General features: G+C 68.6%; 14 protein-coding genes and 1 tRNA gene. 6 read left to right on the forward strand and 9 right to left on the reverse strand.

The window, feature by feature from the left end; all coding sequences use genetic code 11:
• Positions 1-576: pentapeptide repeat-containing protein (locus VG502_RS03100; protein WP_325548560.1), on the forward strand; the 576-nt coding region annotated here is incomplete at its 5' end.
• Positions 577-619: 43 nt separating this feature from the next.
• On the opposite strand, the gene prmC is transcribed toward VG502_RS03100, so the two are convergent.
• The 3 genes from prmC to rpmE form a co-directional block, all read right to left on the reverse strand.
• Positions 620-1483 (reverse strand): peptide chain release factor N(5)-glutamine methyltransferase, encoded by an 864-nt coding sequence (prmC, locus tag VG502_RS03105; RefSeq protein ID WP_325548561.1) that lies wholly within the window; start codon positions 1481-1483, stop codon positions 620-622.
• Positions 1480-2577, reverse strand: a complete 1098-nt coding sequence (prfA, locus tag VG502_RS03110; RefSeq protein ID WP_325548562.1) for a peptide chain release factor 1 — start codon at positions 2575-2577, stop codon at positions 1480-1482. Before prfA ends, prmC begins: the two co-directional genes overlap by 4 nt.
• A gap of 93 nt (positions 2578-2670) precedes the next feature.
• Positions 2671-2889 (reverse strand): 50S ribosomal protein L31, encoded by a 219-nt coding sequence (rpmE, locus tag VG502_RS03115; RefSeq protein ID WP_325548563.1) that lies wholly within the window; start codon positions 2887-2889, stop codon positions 2671-2673.
• 253 nt (positions 2890-3142) lie between these two features.
• On the opposite strand from rpmE, the gene VG502_RS03120 reads away from it, so the two are divergent.
• Positions 3143-5053, forward strand: coding sequence for an N-acetylmuramoyl-L-alanine amidase (locus VG502_RS03120; protein WP_325548564.1), 1911 nt, complete (start codon positions 3143-3145; stop codon positions 5051-5053).
• A gap of 207 nt (positions 5054-5260) precedes the next feature.
• Here VG502_RS03120 and rho read toward each other — a convergent pair whose 3' ends face one another.
• The 5 genes from rho to lysA all read right to left on the reverse strand — a co-directional run bounded on the left by rho (position 5261) and on the right by lysA (position 12325).
• On the reverse strand, positions 5261-7372 hold the full coding sequence (gene rho, locus VG502_RS03125; RefSeq protein WP_325548565.1) for a transcription termination factor Rho: 2112 nt from the start codon (positions 7370-7372) through the stop codon (positions 5261-5263).
• A 219-nt stretch (positions 7373-7591) separates the two neighbouring features.
• The gene (thrB, locus tag VG502_RS03130; RefSeq protein ID WP_325548566.1) at positions 7592-8533 is read right to left on the reverse strand and encodes a homoserine kinase; all 942 of its coding nucleotides are present in this window, start codon (positions 8531-8533) and stop codon (positions 7592-7594) included.
• Positions 8534-8548: 15 nt separating this feature from the next.
• A complete protein-coding gene (gene thrC, locus VG502_RS03135) occupies positions 8549-9637 on the reverse strand; it encodes a threonine synthase (protein WP_325548567.1) in 1089 nt (362 codons plus the stop codon).
• A complete protein-coding gene (locus tag VG502_RS03140) occupies positions 9637-10926 on the reverse strand; it encodes a homoserine dehydrogenase (protein ID WP_325548568.1) in 1290 nt (429 codons plus the stop codon). Before VG502_RS03140 ends, thrC begins: the two co-directional genes overlap by 1 nt.
• Positions 10927-10933: 7 nt before the next feature.
• Entirely contained in the window at positions 10934-12325 is a 1392-nt protein-coding gene (lysA, locus tag VG502_RS03145; RefSeq protein WP_414655695.1) for a diaminopimelate decarboxylase, read from the reverse strand.
• A gap of 169 nt (positions 12326-12494) precedes the next feature.
• Between lysA and VG502_RS03150 the strand changes: the two genes are divergently transcribed.
• The 3 genes from VG502_RS03150 (at position 12495) to eda (ending at position 15457) form a co-directional block, all read left to right on the forward strand.
• A tRNA-Arg gene (locus tag VG502_RS03150) sits at positions 12495-12566 on the forward strand.
• Between the two features lie 348 nt (positions 12567-12914).
• A complete protein-coding gene (gene edd / locus VG502_RS03155; RefSeq protein WP_325548570.1) occupies positions 12915-14801 on the forward strand; it encodes a phosphogluconate dehydratase in 1887 nt (628 codons plus the stop codon).
• Positions 14798-15457 (forward strand): bifunctional 4-hydroxy-2-oxoglutarate aldolase/2-dehydro-3-deoxy-phosphogluconate aldolase, encoded by a 660-nt coding sequence (eda, locus tag VG502_RS03160; RefSeq protein ID WP_325548571.1) that lies wholly within the window; start codon positions 14798-14800, stop codon positions 15455-15457. The genes edd and eda overlap by 4 nt, the downstream gene beginning before the upstream one ends.
• A gap of 31 nt (positions 15458-15488) precedes the next feature.
• Here eda and VG502_RS03165 read toward each other — a convergent pair whose 3' ends face one another.
• Positions 15489-16076, reverse strand: coding sequence for a helix-turn-helix domain-containing protein (locus VG502_RS03165; protein WP_325548572.1), 588 nt, complete (start codon positions 16074-16076; stop codon positions 15489-15491).
• Positions 16077-16143: 67 nt separating this feature from the next.
• Between VG502_RS03165 and VG502_RS03170 the strand changes: the two genes are divergently transcribed.
• Entirely contained in the window at positions 16144-17109 is a 966-nt protein-coding gene (locus VG502_RS03170; RefSeq protein ID WP_325548573.1) for an NAD(P)/FAD-dependent oxidoreductase, read from the forward strand.
• The last annotated feature ends 22 nt before the right edge of the window (positions 17110-17131 follow it).

Genomic DNA, 17131 nt, shown 5'->3' on the forward strand with positions numbered 1-17131 from the left:
GCAGACTCGGCGCCCATGGAGCTGATCGACCAGACGTATGTCGACAAGGAGTTGCCGGCCCTGCTGGCGACGGCCACCGACGCGGTGTCGTTGCTGCGGTGCGACCTGCGCGGGTCCGACCTGCGGGACGTCGATCTCACCCAGGTCACCTTCACCGACTGCGTTCTCGACGAGGTGCGATTGGACGGCGCATCGCTCGGCGGGGCGACCTTTGACGGGTGCCGTTTGATGGGTGCCGCGTTGCCGCACACCCGCGGCCTCGGCTTCACGATGCGACGCTCGAATCTCTTTGCTGCCAACCTGATCGGCGCGGTGCTCTCGCACACGGACCTGACCGGGTGCCGGTTCACCGAGGCGGTGCTGCGGGGCGCGGACCTGCGCTCGTCCGTGCTCGACGGTTGCGATCTCACGCACGCCGATCTGTATGACGCGAAGCTCGACGGCGCCGACCTGCGTGGTGCAGCGCTCGGCCCGTGCGACCCGGACCGACTGCGCGCCATGAAGGGCGCGATCATCACCGCAGAGCAGGCCACGCAGATCGTCGTGGAGCTCGCCGGAGTGACAGTGCTGGGTTAGAGATGCACGCCGTTGGTCTCGATACGTCGCTCGTCGCTCACGACTACTCGACCCGCGGTTTACGGGCGGTCACTGCGCGCGGCCGGCCAGCCAGATCGCGGTGATCGGCGACTTCGGACCAACCTTCCCGGGCAAGTGCGGCGGGCAGCGAATCTCCTTGACTGTCAGCGTGTTCCATCACCAGCAGGCCACCCGGGCGCAACAACTCGTGCGCCCGTCGCGCGACGGCGAGCGGGATCCGCAGGCCGTCCTCGCTGCCGCCATACAGGGCCACCTCGGGGTCGTGATCGCGGACCTCCGGATCGATCGGCACCATCCCGACCGGAATGTATGGCGGATTGCTCACCACCACGTCCAGCGTTCCCTCACGTCCGGGCAATGCCGACTCCGCGGGCCCCTGGACGACGTCGACAGCGAGCCCGAGCAACTCCGCATTGCGGGCCGCCCAGGCGTGCGCCATCGGATCCAGCTCCACCGCGGCCACCGCTGTGCCGGGCGCCTCGTGCTTGATCGCCAGCGCGATCGCGCCGGAGCCGGTGCACAGGTCGACGATCTGCATGCCCGACCGGTCGCCGATCTCCGCGAGCACCAGCTCGACGAGCAGTTCGGTCTCCGGGCGCGGAATGAAAACCCCTGGACCGACACGTAATTCGATCCCACGGAACGGTGCCGTGCCGGTGAGGTGCTGCAACGGCACCCGGGTGACGCGCTCATCGATCAACTCGGCGAACCGACGCTCCACCCCAGCGGGCGGTTCATCGCCGAGCACCTGTCGGCGTTGCAGCTCCCCGGTCGACACGTCCCACGCGTGAGCCAGCAGGAGCTGCGCGTCGGTGCCGGCACTGGGCACACCCGCGCCGGCCAACCGTTCGGTCGCGGACCCGAGCAGCGGACGGACCTGGGTCATGTGGTGGTCGAACCCTCTGCAACCGCAGCCATTCTCGCGGCCTCGTCGGTGTCGATCGCGGACTGGACCACCGCCTCGAGGTCGCCGTTGAGGACGGCGTCGAGGTTGTAGGCCTTGTAACCCGTGCGGTGGTCGGCGATGCGGTTCTCCGGGAAGTTGTAGGTGCGGATCCGCTCACTGCGGTCGACGGTGCGCACCTGCGAGCGCCGCGCCGCGGATGCCTCCGCCTCCTTGGCCTCCCGGGCCTGCTGCCGCAGCCGCGCCTTGAGCACGCGCATCGCGGCTTCCTTGTTCTGCAGCTGGGACTTCTCGTTCTGGCAGGAGACGACGAGCCCGGTCGGCAGGTGGGTGATGCGGACCGCCGAGTCGGTGGTGTTGACCGACTGTCCGCCCGGGCCGGAGGACCGGTAGACGTCGATCTTCAGGTCATTGGGACCGAACTCGATCTCCTCGTCATCACCCTCGTCGAGGTCCGGCATCACCATCACCCCGGCCGCGGAGGTGTGGATGCGGCCCTGACTCTCGGTCACCGGCACCCGCTGCACGCGGTGCACGCCGCCCTCGTACTTCAGCTTGGCCCACGGCGCCTGCCCCGGCTCCGGCTGGCCCTTCGCGCGGATCGTCAGGCGCACGTCCGTGTAGCCACCCAGGTCGGACTCGGTGCCGTCGGTGATCTCGGCGCGCCAGCCGGCGTGCTCGGCATACCGGAGGTACATGCGCACCAGATCGGCAGCGAACAAAGCGGATTCAGCACCGCCGGCACCAGCCTTCACCTCGAGTATGACGTCCCGGTCGTCGTCCTCGTCCCGGGGCAGCAGCAGCTTGCGCAGCTTGTCCTCGGTCGCGCTGACCGTCTCCTCCAGGGCTGGTATCTCCTCGGCGAAGGCGGCGTCCTCATCGGCGAGTTCGCGCGCCGCGGCCAGGTCGTCACGCGCCGCGGTCCACGCGCGGTATGCCGCGACGGTCGGCGCCAGTGCGGCATACCGCTTGTTGAGGCGGCGCAGCGCCTTGGGATCGGCGTGCACCGCCGGATCGGCCAGTTGCCGCTCCAGGTCCGCGTATTCGTCGGCGACGGCGGCTGCTGACTCGATCATGGGAATGCCTTCCAGGAGAACGGATGCGCTGGGCAAAGCAAACCGCCGGCCCCTTCTCTCGCGAACGAGAGTGGGACCGGCGGTGCGGGAAAGCTACTTGGCTGCTGCCTTCTTGCCGTAGCGCTCCTGGAAGCGTGCGACACGACCACCGGTGTCCAGAATCTTCTGCTTACCGGTGTAGAACGGGTGGCACTGCGAGCACACGTCGGCGGCGATGGCGCCGGACTGAGCAGTGCTGCGGGTGGTGAAGGTGGCGCCGCAGGTGCACGTGACCACGGTCTCACCGTAGGACGGGTGAATGTCCTTCTTCATGGGATCTCCTCGCGATTTCATGCCCACCGGGTCGCTGTCGCGGGTGCGAAGCGTGAACCGGGGAGCCAACCGATGATTCTGCCAGCTGGCAGACAATCAGTCCAAACGAGAACCGTTCCCGACATATTCCCGTCGAGGACGCGCGCGCTGAAATCAGGCGACCTCCGGAAACCATTTACGTGCGATCCCGTGCCAAAGTGAAACAGTCAGCTCTCCCCTGGGCCGATTGTCCTCTGATGATCATGGAGCAACGATGAGTCGTCATCCTATTTCCCGACGCAACTTCCTGGTGGCCGCACTGGCTGTGCCGGTCGCCGCCACGGCCACCGCCGCCCCGGCCCTTGCCGTGGATGAGCACGCCCAATTCACTGCAGCAGCAACCAAATATGGCGTGCCCGCCTCCGTGCTCGCCGCGATCTCCTACGGTCAGACCCGCTGGGAGGACCACGCGGGTGTGCCGAGCACCAGTCTCGGCTACGGCCCGATGCATCTCGTCGACGGAGCTGCCGCACAGGCGCAGCGGGATGCCGCGGCCGGCAAGCGCGCCGCGGGCGTCATCGACACCCTGGGGCAGGCCGCAACGCTGACCGGGCTCTCCAAGGACGAGCTGCGCACCGACACCGCGGCGAACATCATGGGTGCCGCGGCCGTGCTCGCCGCCGCTCAGCGGGAGGCCGGCCACGCCGTCGGCACCGACACCGACCCGGCCACCTGGTATGTCGCGATCGCGTCGACCTGTGGTTTCTCCGCCGTCGCTTCCCAGCGCGACTTCGCCGACGACGTGATCAGCGACCTGCGCGCCGGCGCCAGCAAGAAGGTGTCCGGTGCGCAGCTGGAGCTGCAGCCGACCCGCGTCGGGAGTGTCACCTCGCAGCGCGCGGTCATCACCCGGCGGGTGGCTGCCGCCCAGCAGGCCGCTCCGACCGATCCGATCGATGCGCCCACGGGCCTGCCGGTCGAGTGGGTCGAGGCGCCATACGAGCAATTGAGCTCCGACCCGGGCAACTACGGCAACCACGACCTCGGCAACCGGCCGGCCTCCCCCGCGCTCAACACCATCGTCATCCACGACACCGAGTGCTCGTATGACGAGGCGCTGAAGCTGGTGCAGATGCCGACCTACCTGGCCTGGAACTACACGGTGCGCTCCAGCGACGGCATGATCGCGCAGCACCTGCAGGCCAAGGACGTCGGCTGGCACGCCGGCAACTGGTACGTCAACGCCCACTCGATCGGCGTCGAGCACGAGGGTTATGCCACAGCCGGCCCGACCTGGTTCACCGAGGCGATGTACCGCAAGTCGGCCCGGTTGATCGCCTACCTGTGCAAGAAGTACGACATTCCGGTCGATCGCGCACACATCATCGGGCACGACCAGGTGCCGGCCACGACGACGAACGGCATCAAGTCGATGCACTGGGACCCGGGCCCGTTCTGGGACTGGGAGCACTACTTCGAGCTGCTGGGCGCGCCGCTGACGCGCGGGACCAAGGGCATCAGCCAGTTCACCGCCGGCGACATGATCCGGATCCTGCCCGGTTTCGAGGGCAACGAGCAGATCGTCACCGGCTGCGACACCAACAACCCGCCGATCTGTGTCGTCGACGGCCCGCAGCCGGCCGCCAACTTCGTCGCGCTGCACCAGCAGCCCGACGCGAACTCACCGCTGGTCAAGGACATCGGCCTGCACCCCGGCGGCGGCCCGTCCGGCACCGGACCGGCCGACGTCGGCGCCCGTGCCGCGGCCGGTGAGGACTACGTGGTCGCGGACGTCGACGGCGACTGGACGGCGATCTGGTACCTCGGTGCGAAGGGGTGGTTCCACAACCCGGCGGACACCCCCACCGCGCGACTGCTGAAGAACGGCACCAAGGCGACCGCCACGAGCGACATACAGGTCTACGGCCGGGCCTACCCCGAGTCCTCGGCCTACCCCGACCCGTCGTGGGACCAGGGCGTGTCGCCATACAGCTATGTGTGGGGCGCCGGTCAGGAGTATGTCGTGGCGGACACCAACGTCCCGACCGACTACTACAAGGCCTGGTACTACGACATCAACACCCCGAACGACCACATCGACATCGTCGGCAAGACGAAGTACTACCTGGTCTACTTCGGCCACCGCGTGATGTACGTCCAGGCGGACGACGTCACGCTGAGCTAACCCTCCCCCCGGCCCGGCCCACCCACCCGAGTGACGGCCCACCCATCCCGAGTGACGGCTCTCTCGGCGAGTGACGGTCCGATCGGGCCGTCACTCGGCGAAGAAGCCGTCATTCGGGATCAGGTATGACGAAAGCGGCGGGGAGCTCACCGAACTTGTTCGGATGAGCTCCCCGCCGCTTTGCGAGGGGCGAGGCGAAAAGTCCGCTCAGTCCTCGTCGTCGAGCTTGATGGAGCTGGTCTGCTGCACCTGCATCAGGAACTCCGTGTTGGACGGGGTCTTCTTCAACCGGTCCAGCAGCAGCTCGATGCCCTGCTGCGAGTCGAGCGCGGCGAGCACTCGACGCAGCTTCCACATGATCTTCAGCTCGTCGCCGCCGAGCAGGATCTCCTCGCGGCGGGTGCTGCTCTGGTTGACGTCGACGGCCGGGTAGATGCGGCGTTCGGCGAGCTGACGCGACAGGCGCAGCTCCCAGTTACCGGTGCCCTTGAACTCCTCGAAGATGACCTCGTCCATGCGCGAGCCGGACTCGATCAGCGCGGTCGCCAGGATGGTCAGCGAGCCGCCGTTCTCGATGTTGCGGGCGGCACCGAAGAACTTCTTCGGCGGGTAGAGCGCTGCCGAGTCGACACCACCGGACATGATGCGGCCGGAGGCCGGCGCTGCCAGGTTGTAGGCGCGGCCCAGACGGGTGATGCCGTCCAGCAGCACCACGACGTCCTTGCCCAACTCCACCAGACGCTTGGCACGCGCGATGGCGAGCTCGGCGACCTCGGTGTGGTCGGTGGCGGGACGGTCGAAGGTCGAGGAGATGACCTCGCCCTTGACAGAGCGCTCGAAGTCGGTGACTTCCTCGGGACGCTCGTCGACCAGCACGACCATCAGGTGGCACTCGGGGTTGTTCTTCGTGATCGCGTTGGCGATCGCCTGCATCACCATGGTCTTACCGGACTTGGACGGCGCGACGATCAGCCCACGCTGGCCCTTACCGATCGGGGCGACCAGGTCGATGACGCGGTTGGTGATGTGCTTCGGGTCGTCCTCGAGACGCAACCGCTCCTGCGGATAGAGCGGCGTCAGCTTGCCGAACTCGACACGCTCCTTGGCCTGCTCGGGCGTCATACCGTTGACGGTGTCCAGGCGCACCAGCGCGTTGAACTTCTGTCGGGTCGGCAACTGCTCGCCCTCGCGCAGCGCACGGATCGCACCGGTGACCGCGTCACCCTTGCGCATGCCGTTCTTCTTGACCATGCCCATCGGCACGTAGACGTCGTTCGGGCCGGGCAGGTAGCCGCTGGTCCGCACGAACGCGTAGTTGTCGAGCACGTCGACGATGCCGGCGACGGGCACCAGCACGTCGTCCTCGCGCACCTGCGTGTCGACATCACCGAAGTCGTCGGCGCGGCCACGGCCACGCTTGCGGTCCCGGCCACGCTGGCGCCGGCGGCCGCGGCCGCCACCGTCGTCGTCGTTCCAGCGGTCATTTCCGCGGTCATTGCCACGGTCGTTGCCGCGGTCGTTGCCACGGTCGTTGTTGCCCTGGCGGCCGCCCTGACGGTTGTTGCCGCCCTGGCGGTTGCCCTCGTTGTTGCGGTTGCCGCGGTCACCGTCGTTACGGTCGCTGGTGCGGTTGCCACCGTCGTTGCGGTTGCCGCCCTGGCGGTTGTTGCCGCCCTGACGATCACCGTCGTTGCTGCGGTTGCCGCGGTCACCGTCGTTGCGGTCGCCGGTGCGGTTGCCACGATCGTTGGCGCGGTCATTGCCGCGGTCATTGCCACGGTCGTTGCCGCCCTGGCGCTGCGACTTGTCGCCGTCGCGGTCGGTCCCGCCATCGGCGCGGTCGCCCCGGTCGGCGGACATTTCGGTGGACTGGTCGGTGCCGCTCTCGGTGGCCTTCTCGGCAGGCTTGTCAGCAGCCTTGTCGGAAGGCGTGTCGGCGGGCTTGTCGCCCGGGACCTCGACCGGCTGCCCGGCGGACTTGTCGCCGGGGTTCTGGTCACTGCGGTTGTCCGACGTGTCGGCGGCGGGGGCCGACTCGGTGCGCTCGGCCTCGACGGGCGTGGCCGGCGCGGAGGTCGCGCGGCGGGAACGGCGCGGGGCGCTCTGCGCACTCTGGGCGCCGTCGGCGGCGGGCTTGCTCTCGCCGCCGCGCTCGCGGATCGCCGAGAGGACGTCGCTCTTGCGCATCTTGGAGGTGCCGCTGATGCCCATGGTCACCGCGAGCTGCTTGAGCTCGTCCAGCTTCATCGTGCTCAGGTTGCCCCGAGAGCTCGAAGCGGGCGCCGATGTCGGCGCGGAGAGTTCGGTGGTATCGGTCACGAAGGTTCCTTCCCCCTCGTTCGTCCGGCGCTGAGGCCGGTGTGGGGTATGCCAAAAATGGTTACTTCTCTGTCCTTGCTGAACCAACTTCAGCGAAGCAACACTCATCACCGACATGCGCACTGCCGAAAGGATCGGTGAGAAGCGTTGCGGTGAGACATCGACATCCGGGACAGAACTGTCACGCGGACGGCTTGGGCCGTCGATGTATGGCCAAACTTACACCGTCGAGGGCCGGGAATGCGAAACGACTCGCACACCGGATGTGGCGATCCCCGGCCGCAGCACCTGCCAGCCGGCCGGCAGGTCGTCCGCAGCCACTTCGAATTCGCCCGCGCTGAGGACCAGAACGGCCGGCCCGGCGCCGGAGATCGTCGCTGCGAGACCGCGTGCTCGATGGCGGTCGACGACCTCCATGCTCTGCTCGTATGACGCCCTGCGGGGCTCCTGGTGCAGCCAGTCCCGGGTGGCCGGCAGCAGCAGCTCCGGCTCCTCGGTCAGCGCGTGCACCAACAGGGCGGCGCGCCCGACGGTCGAGGCCGCGGCCGACATCGACACGGTGTCGCCGAGCGCGGCCCGCGCCGAGTCGGTGGACAGCGTCGCTTCCGGGAGCAGCAACGCAACGGTGACGTCGGGGTGCAGCCGCGGACGCACTGTGCGCCAGCCGGCTCCTTCGTCGTCGGCCCAGGAGACGGTCAGGCCGCCATAGACACTGGCCGACGCGTTGTCCGGATGACCCTCGGCGTCGCCGGCCATGGTGCTCAGCATCGCGAGGGATGCCGGAGCATCGATGTGATCGCGGACCAGCGCGAGCGCTGTCGTCATACCCGCGACGATCGCGGCGGCGGACGATCCCAGACCGCGCGAATGCGGAATTCCGTTGCGGCAGTGCAGGATCAGGCCAGGAGGTGGTTCAATGCCGAGCCGTTGCCACATCGTCAGCGCCGACCGCCAGACCAGGTGCGTCTCATCCGTCGGCACCATGTCCGAGCCGTGACCCTCGACCGTGATCTGCAGGCCGGCGTCACTCACCGTCGCCTGGACGGTGTCGGTGATGCCCAGGCCGAGGCCTATCGAGTCGAAGCCCGGGCCGAGGTTGGCACTGCTCGCCGGGACCTCGACAGTGACGGAGGCACCGAGCGAAAACTGTTCAGAATCCATCGAAGCGAGTCCCGGTCAGCCCTCGAGGCCGAGCGCACGCGCCGCGGTCACCGCGTCCACCGGCACCTTGGTCGGCTGGACCTGTTTGCCGTCCGCGTCCTGCAACGCCCACTGCGGGTCCTTCAGACCGTGCCCGGTGACGGTGCAGACGATCGTCGCGCCGGCCGGGATCTCACCACGCTCGTGCATCATCAGCAGGCCGGCGATGCTCGCAGCCGAGCCCGGCTCGACGAAGATGCCTTCCTTGCTGGAGATGAGGTGGTGCGCGCGCAGGATCTGCTCGTCGGTCACGGCGTCGATCAGGCCGCCGGACTCGTCGCGCGCCGCGATCGCCTGCTCCCAGGACGCCGGGTTGCCGATCCGGATCGCAGTCGCGATGGTGTCCGGCTCATCGACCGGGTGACCCTTGACGATCGGCGCCGAGCCCGCAGCCTGGAAGCCCCACATCTTGGGCTTCTTGGTTGTCGCACCGTCGGATCCGCCTGTCAATGCAGCGGATTCGCGATATCCCTTCCAGTAGGCGGTGATGTTGCCGGCGTTGCCGACCGGCAGGCAGTGGATGTCCGGGGCATCGCCGAGGACGTCGATCACCTCGAACGCCGCGGTCTTCTGGCCCTCGATCCGCGCCGGGTTGACCGAGTTGACCAGCTCCACCGGGTACGACTCGGCCAGCTTGCGTGCCAGCGTCAGGCAGTCGTCGAAATTACCGTCGACCTGCAGCAGCTGCGCCCCGTGCGCGATCGCCTGGGCGAGCTTGCCCATCGCGATCTTGCCCTCGGGGACGAGCACGCCACACGTCATACCGGCCTTGGTCGCGTATGCCGCGGCGGACGCCGACGTGTTGCCGGTGGAGGCGCAAATCACTGCCTTCGCACCGGCTTTCGCGGCTGCCGAGATGGCTGCCGTCATACCGCGGTCCTTGAACGAACCGGTCGGGTTGAGACCCTCGAACTTCACGTGCACGTCGGCGCCGACGTGCTTGCTGAGCCACTCCGCATGGATCAACGGGGTGCCGCCCTCGCCCAGCGTGATCACCGGTGCGCCCTCGAGAGACGGCAGTCGGTCGGCATATTCGCGGACGACGCCGCGCCATTGGTTGGCCACTACATTCCTTCCACACGGAGCACGGAGCTGACCTCGTGCACATCATCGAGCTTGCGAAGTTCTTCGACTGTTGCGACCAGCGCCTCGTCCGCGGCTTGGTTCGTGACCAGCTGCAGGATCGCCAGACCTTCCTCCGACCGGCGCACGCCCTGGCGCATGCTCTCGATCGAAACATCGTGTGCGCCAAAGACATTCGCGACTCGTGCAAGCACACCGGGGCGGTCCAGCACGTCGAGCCGGATGAAGTAGCTGGTCTGTGTCCGGGCGATCGGCAGCACCGGCAGCTCGGCGTATGCCGACTCCCGCGGCCCGTGACCGCCCACGACACGGTGCCGGCCGGCCTGGACCAGGTCACCGAGCACGGCCGAGGCGGTCGGAGCCGCTCCGGCGCCCTGCCCGTAGAACATCAGCTCGCCCGCCAGCGCGGTCTCCAGGAAGACGGCGTTGAATGCGTCGTGCACCGAGGCGAGCGGGTGCGAGCGCGGCACCAGCGTCGGGTGCACGCGTGCGCTGACCCCGTCGGAGGTCCGCTCGCAGATCGCGAGAAGCTTGACGACACAACCGATTTTGCGCGCATCGCGGATATCGGCATCGGTGATCGCCATGATGCCTTCGCAGTAGACGTCGTCACTGGAGACACGGGTGTGGAACGCGAGGGAGGCGAGGATGGCGGCCTTGGCCTGCGCGTCGTGGCCCTCGACATCAGCCGTCGGATCGGCCTCGGCATACCCGAGCTCCTGGGCCTCGGCGAGCACGTCCGGCAGCGCGGCACCGGTGCGGTCCATCTTGTCCAGGATGTAGTTGGTGGTGCCGTTGACGATGCCCATGACCCGCTGCACGTCGTCCCCGGCGAGCGACTCGCGCAACGGTCGCAGCAGCGGTATGGCGCCCGCGACCGACGCCTCGAAGGACAGGTCGACGTTGCGCGCGTCCGCCGCGGCATACAGGCGTGGCCCGTCGGCGCCGAGCAGCGCCTTGTTGGCGGTGATGACCGCCGCACCGTGCTCGATCGCTCGCAGCAGCAGCGTGCGCGCGGGTTCGAGGCCACCCATCAGCTCGACGACCAGGTCGGCGTTGGAGACCAGGGACTCCGCGTCCGTGGTGAAAAGCTCTGGTGGCACACCGGATTCGGGTCTCGGCTTGGTCACGTCACGCACCGCGACACCGATCAGCTCGAGTGGTGCGCCGACACGGGCAGCGAGGTCCGCGGCGTCATCGGTCAACTGTCGGGCTACCGCACTGCCGACCACTCCGCAGCCGAGCAGCGCAACCCTCAGTGGCTTCGCCATACGTTCTCTACTCCCCTTCGAGGGCCAACAGGTCGTCAATGGTCTCGCGTCGCAGCCACGTGCGTACGGCGTCCGGCGTGACCGCGAGCACCGGCGGCCTCGTGACGTGGTTGTACTGGCTGGACAACGCCCGACAGTAGGCGCCGGTGGCGGCAACCGCGAGCAGATCCCCCGGGCGGATGTCCCCCGGCAGCTGCTGGTCGCGAACGACGATGTCGCCGGACTCGCAGTGCTTGCCGACGACTCGCGCCTGGGTCATTGGCTCGTCACTGCGCCGATTGGCAAGCGCCGCAGTGTAATCGGCCTCGTAGAGCGCCGGGCGCGGGTTGTCACTCATGCCGCCGTCGACGGAGATGTAGGTGCGCACGAGGTCGTCGGTGGCCTGCACCGGCTTGACCGTGCCGACCTCGTAGAGGGTGACGCCGGCGGGCCCGATGATGGCGCGGCCGGGTTCGATCGAGACCCGCGGGACCGGCGTCTGCGCGGTCTCGCACGCGGCCTGCACGATCGCGGCCAGTTGGGTCGCCATCTCCCGTGGCGACAGCGGCTGGTCCTCCGGAACGTAGGCGATGCCGAAGCCGCCACCCAGGTCGAGTTCGGGCAACACGACACCGTGCTCCTGTGCGACCTTCAGCTGCATGGCGATCAGGCGCTCCGCGGCGGCGCGGAAGCCGTCCGAGTCGAAGATCTGCGAACCGATGTGTGAGTGAAAACCCAGCAGGTGCAACTCATCCGGGTGCCGCAGCACCTCCGCGGCCGCTTTCGTCGCCTGGCCGCCGGACAATGAGAAACCGAACTTCTGGTCCTCGTGCGCGGTCGCGATGAACTCGTGCGTATGTGCCTCGACGCCGGTCTTGACGCGCAGCATGACGCCGACGCGAACGCTCTTGCGGCGGGCTGCCGCGACGACCCGCTCGATCTCCTCCAGCGAGTCGACGATGATCCGGCCGACCCCGTAGTCCACCGCGGCGTCGATCTCGGCGACGGACTTGTTGTTGCCGTGCATGCCGGTGCGCGCGCCGGGGAAGCCGGCCTTGGCCGCCACGGCGAGCTCGCCACTCGTGCAGATGTCGAGGTTGAGGTTCTCGGCATCGAGCAGCCGGACCAGCGCCGAGCACAGGAACGCCTTGCCCGCGTAGAAGACGTCGCAGGTCGTGCCGATCGCCTCGAATGCCGCGCGGAACTCGTCCCGGAAGTCCCGGGCGCGCGCGATGAGGTCCGGCACGTCCACCAGGTATGCCGGCGTGCCATGGGTCGTCGCAAGCTCGGCCAGCGTATGCCCGTGTATGGCGAGGTCGCCACCGGCATTCTCGGTGAGACCGGTCGGCCAGATGTGCGCATCGAGTCGGGTGGTCGCGGAAGTCACGGGCGACACGATACGGCGCGGCGGTTGCGCCATACCCGCTCGTCCGTCGGCTGAACATCGACCGCAACCGCCACCGTGTCGAGAGCACCCTCTCGCGGCTGATAATCTTGCGACGTGCCGGCCGCAGAATGGGCCAGTGGCACATGCGATTGACGCGATGATGACGAACGAAACGTCGCGCCAGGAGCACGGTTCATCGCACGCCCCCGTAGCTCAGGGGATAGAGCACCGCCCTCCGGAGGCGGGAGCGCAGGTTCGAATCCTGCCGGGGGCACAAAGAAAAATGGTCCGCAGCTTGCTGCGGACCATTTCTTTGTGCCCGCAGCAGAAGCAACAGGCGCATCGCACGACCGAGGAACGAGGTCGAATGAACACCCCACGAAGTTCTCCACTCGTCCCTCGCTCCGATACTTCGCGGGGACCCCGTTAGGGAGGCGCCGACGGGGGCACAAATCGGCCACCGAAACGCGTACCCACCGGTAGCCGGTCGCACGGCCGGCAGTTACTGTCCCGATGGCCAGTGACGCGGGGCACATTGCGGCGGAAGACTGGATCAGGGAGCCCACGCAGCGGATATCTTCATCGTCCGCGGCTTGTACGCCGACCCCCTGAGGAGCCCCCCATGCAGACCCCTCTGAATCCCGCGGTCGCCGAGGTGACCGACCGACTGACCGAACGCAGCCGAGCCGATCGCACGGCATACCTCGAGCGCATCTCCCGATCCGCATCCGAACTCAGCCTGCGCCCGGCGCGCACCGACCTCGGCTGTTCCAACCTGGCCCACGCGGTCGCACCGTGCACCGGAAGCGACCGGGACCTGTTGGCAGCCGACGAGGGCGTGAGCGTCGGCATCGTCACCGCCTACAACGACATGCTGTCCGCCCACGCACCGTTCGAGCACTACCCGTCGCAGATCAAGGCGGTGGCGCGCTCGGCCGGCGCCGTGGCGCGTGTCGCCGGCGGTGTGCCGGCCATGTGTGACGGCATCACGCAGGGCCGAGCCGGAATGGAGCTCAGTCTCTTCAGCCGTGACGTCATCACGATGTCGACGGCGATCGCGTTGTCGCACGACGTCTTCGACGCCGCACTGCTGCTCGGTGTCTGCGACAAGATCGTGCCCGGCCTGGTCGCCGGAGCGTTGTCGTTCGGCCATCTGCCGGCGGCACTCGTGCCCGCCGGGCCGATGGCCAGCGGACGTTCGAACGCCGAGAAGGCGGAGACCCGCAAGGCATACGCCGCGGGCGAGGCGGGCCGCGACGAGCTGCTGGCCAGCGAGGTGGCCTCCTACCACTCGCCGGGCACCTGCACGTTCTACGGCACCGCCAACTCCAACCAGATGCTGATGGACGTCATGGGCCTGCACCTGCCCGGCGCCGCGTTCATCCACCCCGACGACCCGCTGCGCGACGCGCTCACTGCCGCTACGACCCGCCGGGTCGTGGAGATCGCGGCGAGCGAACGTCCTTACGGCACAGGGCAGATCGTCGACGAGAAGTCCGTCGTGAACGGCGTGGTCACACTTCTGGCGACGGGTGGCTCAACCAACCACACGATGCATCTCATCTCGATGGCGGCCGCTGCGGGGATCGACCTGCGATGGGAGGACTTCGATCAGCTGTCGGCCGCTGTGCCACTGGTGGCGAGGATCTATCCGAACGGTCCGGACGACGTCAACCACTTCCACGCCGCGGGCGGGACACCGTTCCTCGTCCACACCCTGCTCGATGCGGGCCTGTTGCACGAGGACGTCCTCACCCTCGCCGGCCCGGGGTTGCGCCGTTACAGCCGGCGGCCCACCCTCGATGCCCATGGTGAGCTCGAATTTGCCACCGCGGTAACGGAATCCAGCAACCACGATGTCCTCCGCCCTGCGCACGAACCCTTCGCCCAGGACGGCGGCCTGCGGGTGCTGCAGGGCACCCTCGGCCACGCCGTCATCAAGACGTCGGCGATCGCCGGGAAGGATCGCGTCGTCGAGGCACCCGCCCGGGTCTTCACCGACCAAGTCGCCTTCCTGCGTGCCTTCTCCCGCCGCGAGCTGGACCGGGATGTCGTGGTCGTGATCCGCGAGCAGGGTCCGTCGGCCAACGGTATGCCGGAACTGCATGGCCTGACGCCCTCCCTCGGCGTCCTGCAGAAGCGTGGCCACGCGGTCGCCCTGGTCACCGACGGCCGGATGAGCGGTGCCTCCGGATCCATCCCGGCAGCCATCCACGTCACCCCCGAGTCGGTGCACGGGGGCCCGATCGCCAAGATCCACGACGGCGACGTCGTGCGTGTCGACTCGCTCAGCGGTCGGCTCGATGTGCTCGTCGACGAGGACGAGTTCGCCGCACGCGAGCCCGCAGCCCGGGTGACCGAGGATGGTGTGGGCACCGGCCGCGAACTGTTCGCGTCCATGCGAGCCGCCGTCGGCCGTGCCGACGAAGGTGCCCACGTGTTCGGCGCCTCCGACCTCCGCAGCAGCCGGCACGCCGTGCCACTCACCGTCTCCGAGGAGTCCCGATGACCGCCACCCCCAAGACCCAGCCCACCATCGCCAGCGCGGCCGACGTGCTCGATGTCGCACCGGTGATCCCGGTCGTCGTCGTCGACGAGGTCGAGCAGGCGGTGCCGTTGGCTCGGGCCCTGGTCCGCGGCGGGATACCGATCATCGAGCTGACGCTGCGTTCGGAGGCCGGGCTGGCGGCGATCGAGGCCGTCGCGTCGCAGGTGGAGGGCATCGTCGTCGGTGCCGGCACCGTCCTCACACCCACCCAGGTGCAGCAGATCGTGGACGCGGGCGCACAGTTCCTCGTCACGCCCGGTTCGCCGCCGCACCTGCTCGACGCGGCGCTCGGCTGCGGCCTGCCCTTGCTCGCCGGGGCGGGAACCCTCACCGAGATGCTGACGCTGGCCGAGGAGGGACTCCTGGTCCAGAAGTTCTTCCCCGCGGAGGCCAGCGGCGGACGGCCGTACCTGTCGGCCGTGTCCGGGCCGTGCCCGCAGCTGCGCTTCTGCCCCACCGGCGGCGTCACCCCACAGAACGCCTCGGACTGGCTCGCGCTGCCCAACGTCGGTTGTGTCGGCGGCACCTGGCTGACGCCGAAAGATGCGGTCGCACAAGGTGATTGGAACCAGATCGAGCGCCTCGCACGCGCCGCGTCCGCGCTCGCTCCTGCGTAGTGCGGCGGTGCGGCGTCCGTGACCCACTGCACTAGGTCGCTCGCGGCCTCGCCCGCACGTGCGCCTTCTCCCCCTGCTTGCCGAAGAGGCTGAGGAACTCGACGGGGTGCTCGTCCGCGGCGCCGAACCAGTGCGGCGTGCGGGTGTCGAACTCCGCCGCCTCACCCGCCTTCAGCACCAGATCGTGGTCGGCCAGCACCAACCGCAGGTTGCCGGTCAGCACGTATACCCAGTCGTAGCCCTCGTGGGTCTTCAGGCTCGGTTCCTGCCGACGGCGCCGCCCCGGTATGACGAACTTGTAGGCCTGGATCCCGCCGGGGCGGCTGCTGAGCGGCACCATCGTCATACCGTGGACGCTGACCGGCCGCAGGTTGACCCGGGGATCACCGGTCGGCGGTGCATCGACCAGCTCGTCGAGCGTCACCCGGTAGATCTCGGCCAGTGGCAGCAGCAGTTCCAGGGTCGGGCGTCGGCCGCCGGACTCCAGCCGGGACAAGGTGCTGACCGCAACTCCGGTGGTCGTCGCGACCTCGGTCAGCGTCAAGCCGCGTTGCTCGCGCAGCTGCCGCAATCGCGGACCCACTGACGTCAGTGCCGTTTCGAGATCCCTTGTCGCCATACATTGCAGTTTGCCATAACAGCAACATAGTTTGCCAACCGAGCTGCGCAGGCCGCACGCTGTCCGTATGACGAAAACAGACGAACTCAACGGCCGCTACGACGTGGCGGTGATCGGTGGTGGCGCAGCCGGGCTGAGCGGCGCACTCATGCTGGGTAGGTCGCGACGATCGGTGCTGGTGATTGACTCGGGCGCGCCACGCAACGCACCCGCTGCCGGCATACACGGCCTGCTCGGGTATGACGGCATGCCGCCCGCCGAATACCTGCGTCGTGGCACCGAGGACGTGCTCCGTTACGGCGGCACCGTCACGCCGGGCGAGGTCGTCGAAATCGCCCGTGACGACACAGGATTCGCGGTCACACTCGCCGACGGGCGTTCTACCCGTGCCCGGCGGATCCTGTTGGCCACCGGGCTGGTCGACGAGCTACCCGACGTCGAAGGGCTGGCCGAGCGGTGGGGCCGCGACCTCGTCCACTGCCCCTACTGCCACGGCTGGGAGGTCCGCGACCGGGCGATCGCCGTCCTGGCGACGGGGCCGATGGCGTTCCACACCACCCTCCTGTGGCGACAGCTGTCCGACCGAGTCGTGTTGTTGCGCAACGGGATCGACTTCCCGGCGGAGCAGCTTGCGCAACTCGCGGCGCGTGGTGTGCGGATCGCCGAGGGCCGCGCCCAGTCGGTCGTCACCGCCGACGACGCCATCACCGGTGTCGCGATGGTGGACGGCCGCGTCGTCCCGTGCGAGGTGGTCGCGGTCGGTTCGCGCATGGTGGCGCGCGGCGGCGAGATCCTCTCCTCGCTCGGCCTCACACTCACCGAGCATCCGTCCGGGATGGGCAGTCATCTCGCCACCGAGGCCGGCGGACGCACCGACGCCCCGGGCGTCTGGGCGGCCGGGAACATCACCGACCTGTCGGCACAGGTCGGCGCCGCGGCGGCGGCGGGCGCGATGGCCGGCGCGCAGATCAACGCCGACCTGGCGATGGAGGAAGCCGCCGAAGCCGTTGGCGCTCAAGCAAAGGCCGGCTGACCGGCGGGCGCACGCAGCGGGG

Source organism: Flexivirga sp. (assembly GCF_035551235.1).
Lineage (GTDB): Bacteria > Actinomycetota > Actinomycetes > Actinomycetales > Dermatophilaceae > Flexivirga.

Bases quoted from the DNA above. Each gene is read 5' to 3' on its own strand.
- prmC (WP_325548561.1), bottom strand. From the start codon at position 1,483: ATGACCCAGGTCCGTCCGCTGCTCGGGTCCGCGACCGAACGGTTGGCC.
- prfA (WP_325548562.1), bottom strand. From the start codon at position 2,577: ATGATCGAGTCAGCAGCCGCCGTCGCCGACGAATACGCGGACCTGGAG.
- rpmE (WP_325548563.1), bottom strand. From the start codon at position 2,889: ATGAAGAAGGACATTCACCCGTCCTACGGTGAGACCGTGGTCACGTGC.
- VG502_RS03120 (WP_325548564.1), top strand. From the start codon at position 3,143: ATGAGTCGTCATCCTATTTCCCGACGCAACTTCCTGGTGGCCGCACTG.
- thrB (WP_325548566.1), bottom strand. From the start codon at position 8,533: ATGGATTCTGAACAGTTTTCGCTCGGTGCCTCCGTCACTGTCGAGGTC.
- VG502_RS03140 (WP_325548568.1), bottom strand. From the start codon at position 10,926: ATGGCGAAGCCACTGAGGGTTGCGCTGCTCGGCTGCGGAGTGGTCGGC.
- lysA (WP_414655695.1), bottom strand. From the start codon at position 12,325: ATGGCGCAACCGCCGCGCCGTATCGTGTCGCCCGTGACTTCCGCGACC.
- edd (WP_325548570.1), top strand. From the start codon at position 12,915: ATGCAGACCCCTCTGAATCCCGCGGTCGCCGAGGTGACCGACCGACTG.
- eda (WP_325548571.1), top strand. From the start codon at position 14,798: ATGACCGCCACCCCCAAGACCCAGCCCACCATCGCCAGCGCGGCCGAC.
- VG502_RS03165 (WP_325548572.1), bottom strand. From the start codon at position 16,076: ATGGCGACAAGGGATCTCGAAACGGCACTGACGTCAGTGGGTCCGCGA.
- VG502_RS03170 (WP_325548573.1), top strand. From the start codon at position 16,144: ATGACGAAAACAGACGAACTCAACGGCCGCTACGACGTGGCGGTGATC.